Here is a 1,531-nt window from a genome sequence, read left to right as displayed (position 1 = left end):
GGGGTCATTCGATGTCACCTATCTCGCCACGTTGCCCAACATGGTGGTGATGGCGGCGGCGGATGAGGCAGAGCTGGTCCACATGACCTATACCGCCGCCTGCCACGACAGCGGCCCGATTGCCTTCCGCTATCCGCGCGGCAACGGTACCGGTGTGGCGCTGCCTGAGGTTCCCGAACGGCTCGATATCGGCAAGGGCCGTATTGTCCGCGAAGGCAAAAAGGTCGCCATCCTCTCGCTCGGCACCCGCTTGGCCGAAGCGCAAAAGGCTGCCGATGTGCTTGAGGCCAAGGGGCTGTCGACCACGGTCGCCGACCTGCGCTTTGCCAAGCCGCTCGACGAGGTTCTGATCCGCAAGCTGCTCACCACCCACGAGGTGTGCGTGACCATCGAGGAAGGCAGCATCGGCGGGCTCGGCGCGCACGTGCTGACCATGGCGTCTGACGCAGGGCTGATCGACACCGGCCTCAAATTACGCACAATGCGTCTGCCCGATGTGTTCCAGGATCAGGAAAAGCCCGAAAAGCAATATGCCGAAGCCGGCCTCGACGCCGACGCCATTGTCGCCACCGTGCTGAAAGCACTACGCCACAACAGCACGGGCGTGGCGGTTGTAGGGGACGGTGCGCGGGCTTGAGGCTAATTGGCTTGGCTTAAGCGGGCAGATCTACAGTTGCTTCAATACCCGCCGCACTGTCAGCGGTTCGCGGGCAATCATTGCCAGCAGGATGCGCGCTGACCGTTCGGGCTGGCGGCGGTTCTGCTCCCAGTCGCGTAGAGCAGCAACGCTAAAGCCGTAAGTTCGCGCGAAATCGGCCTGGGTCATCTGTTCGGCCTTGCGGATGGCGCGCACGTCGATGGTTTCTGGCACACGCGCAATAAAGCCATCGCGCTGGCCCAACCGCCATTCGGCAACGTCACGCAACCCGCTGACCAGTCCGGCAAAATCGTCATCATTGATCATGTCATCGCTCACCACGAATCTCCTTGGCCAGTTGCCGAAGCTGCGTCGTCTGCGCGTCGCTGAGATTGGCCTGTTTCGATTTGACCAGCACCCACAGCAGAAACACCGGCTCATCGGCCTGCATGAAATATGTCAGCACGCGATATCCGCCGGATTTGCCCTTGCCGCGCATCGGCACCCGAACCTTGCGAATGCCGCCGCCTCCGGCAATGATGTCACCTGCAGCCGGATTGGCGGATACAATGCCAATCGCCGCCTCGCGCTCCGCCGGTGTCATCCCAGCCTTGTCTGCTGACCGGATGAAGGACGGGGTTTCGACGACCGTTTGCATGGCATTGTATACGGCATTGCCGTATAGGCGTCAAGAATATGAGGAGCGGCGATGCGCCTCGCGCTTACTCCGGCGTAGACGCCCGTGCGTCCTGGCCGTCGCCTTCGGGGGCGGCGACGATGTCGCGGGTGGTGGCGCCCTTGTCGGTCGTTTGCGTCTGCGGGTCGCCGACCGAGGAGCGGATCGCGGCATCAGCGTTGCCGGCGCGGTCCAGAGCCGCGCCTTCCACTGCGCTG

Annotated in this window: 3 protein-coding genes and 1 pseudogene; 1 reads left to right on the top strand and 3 read right to left on the bottom strand. The window is 63.1% G+C overall.

Annotation, left to right across the window (positions count from 1 at the left end; all coding sequences use genetic code 11):
- The coding region (locus ACEW8G_RS14725) for a transketolase C-terminal domain-containing protein (RefSeq protein ID WP_373489152.1) at positions 1-637 on the top strand (637 nt) is incomplete at its 5' end.
- Between the two features lie 30 nt (positions 638-667).
- Here ACEW8G_RS14725 and ACEW8G_RS14720 read toward each other — a convergent pair.
- The 3 genes and pseudogenes from ACEW8G_RS14720 to ACEW8G_RS14710 form a co-directional block, all read right to left on the bottom strand.
- Positions 668-976 (bottom strand): helix-turn-helix domain-containing protein, encoded by a 309-nt coding sequence (locus ACEW8G_RS14720; RefSeq protein ID WP_373489151.1) that lies wholly within the window; start codon positions 974-976, stop codon positions 668-670.
- Positions 966-1,295 carry a type II toxin-antitoxin system RelE/ParE family toxin gene (locus tag ACEW8G_RS14715; protein ID WP_373489150.1) on the bottom strand — a complete coding sequence of 110 codons (330 nt, stop codon included), beginning with the start codon at positions 1,293-1,295 and terminating at the stop codon, positions 966-968. The genes ACEW8G_RS14720 and ACEW8G_RS14715 overlap by 11 nt, the downstream gene beginning before the upstream one ends.
- A gap of 64 nt (positions 1,296-1,359) precedes the next feature.
- A pseudogene (locus tag ACEW8G_RS14710) lies at positions 1,360-1,531 on the bottom strand (DUF3035 domain-containing protein); the annotation flags it as partial.

The sequence above is a fragment of the Blastomonas sp. genome, assembly GCF_041747255.1.
GTDB lineage: Bacteria > Pseudomonadota > Alphaproteobacteria > Sphingomonadales > Sphingomonadaceae > Blastomonas.
The sequence above is the reverse complement of the archived record's forward strand: the minus strand, read 5'-3'. Positions and strand labels throughout refer to the sequence as shown.

Bases quoted from the DNA above. Each gene is read 5' to 3' on its own strand.
- ACEW8G_RS14715 (WP_373489150.1), bottom strand. From the start codon at position 1,295: ATGCAAACGGTCGTCGAAACCCCGTCCTTCATCCGGTCAGCAGACAAG.